The sequence below is a fragment of the Thermogutta sp. genome (assembly GCF_014359955.1).
Taxonomy (GTDB): Bacteria; Planctomycetota; Planctomycetia; order Pirellulales; family Thermoguttaceae; genus Thermogutta.
Map to the genome: position 1 here is coordinate 1 of NZ_JACIYL010000916.1, position 1,605 is coordinate 1,605.

A 1,605-nucleotide genomic window follows, 5' to 3' on the forward strand; every position below is an offset into this window, starting at 1 on the left:
GGGGAAGTGCCGGCGTGTACATTCTGGATGAGGCCAACCGGTCGGCCCTGATCGCACAACTGGAAAAGGAATTTCGCCAGTTGGAAGGCATTCAAGCGGTTATCGGTCCGGATCAAATCGAAAAAGTGGGCCAGGCCTCCCCCAAAGTTGAGCCAAGGTGTCCGGATCTTTGGCTGGCCGCGGAATACGGCTACGCCTTCTCGGAAACCGCGACGGGCAATGACCTGGTCGTTTCCCGACCCGCCGTCGGGGGAACGCACGGCTACTTGCCCGACCAGCCCGACATGCTGGCCCTGTGCGTCATCTGGGGGCCGGGAATCAACCCTGGGACGGACCTGGGCAAGGTGCAGATTGTTGATATCGCACCCACAATCGCCGCCATTCTGGGCATCGATCTCCCGAATGTGGACGGGAAACCGCTGGTCACGCCGTGAGCGCGTTTCATGGAGGAAATCGTCTCTGCTGAGTGGTATTGTCCTGCCCGTCAGCGGGGGCGAGCAGTTTGCGCTCGTTCCGAGAATTGGTCCTCGGCCATCACCGACCGTCGCACAGGTCTTGAACGAGATGCTAAACACCAGTATGATTATCACAAATGTTTGAAATGCGAGAGGCCTGGTGGCCGGACCGTTTTCGAAAACTGTTTTTCTGACGTTTCGAGGGGATTTTCCATGAACGCCGCAGCATCTGGAAAAGTGTTTGATGAGATCACCCAATGCATCGGGAACACGCCTCTGGTCCGTCTGCGGAGGATTACGGCGGGGTGCGGTGCCACCGTCGCCGCCAAACTCGAGAATTTGAACCCTCTTTGGAGCGTCAAGGACCGCATTGCCTGGGCGATGATCGAAGCGGCAGAAAAGCAGGGTCTCATCAAGGAAGACACCGTGATCATTGAGCCGACCAGCGGCAACACGGGGATTGGGCTGGCGTATGTGTGTGCCGCTCGCGGTTACAAACTCGCCGTCACCATGCCAGAGAGCATGAGTCTCGAGCGGCGGCGGTTACTCAAGGCGTTCGGGGTCGAGCTGATTCTCACCCCTGCCGCCGAGGGAATGCCGGGGGCAGTGAGGAAGGCCGAAGAGTTGGTCAAGGAAAATCCCAACTTCTACATGCCGCAGCAGTTCAAGAATCCTGCCAATCCGGAGATTCACCGCCGGACAACGGCAGAAGAGATCTGGCGCGATACCGGCGGTCAGGTGGATATTTTTGTGGCAGGGGTCGGCACGGGCGGGACCATTACCGGTGTCGGAGAAGTTCTCAAAGCGCGTAAACCGGGCGTCAAGGTCATTGCGGTAGAACCCGCCAACAGCCCCGTCATCACGCAGAAGCTCTCCGGGCAACCGATCAAACCGGGCAAACACGGCATTCAGGGCATCGGCGCTGGCTTTATTCCTGATGTGCTTAACCTCTCCGTGATTGACGAAGTCATTTGCGTGGAGGACGAAGCCGCCATGGAGACCTCTCGGGCCCTGGCTCGGATGGAAGGCTTCATGTGTGGTATCAGTTCCGGGGCGGCCGCCTGGGCAGCTCTGCAGGTGGCCAAGCGGCCGGAAAACGCCGGAAAACTGATCGTCGTGGTGCTCCCCGACCTGGGCGAGCGGTATCTCA

The 1,605-nt window shown here is 59.2% G+C and carries 2 protein-coding genes; both read left to right on the forward strand.

The features are described 5' to 3' along the window. On the forward strand, positions 1 to 434 hold a 434-nt coding region (locus H5U08_RS18170; RefSeq protein ID WP_297036374.1), incomplete at its 5' end, for a hypothetical protein. A 234-nt stretch (positions 435 to 668) separates the two neighbouring features. Further along, a partial coding sequence (gene cysK / locus H5U08_RS18175) for a cysteine synthase A (protein ID WP_297036378.1) occupies positions 669 to 1,605 on the forward strand: 937 nt, incomplete at its 3' end.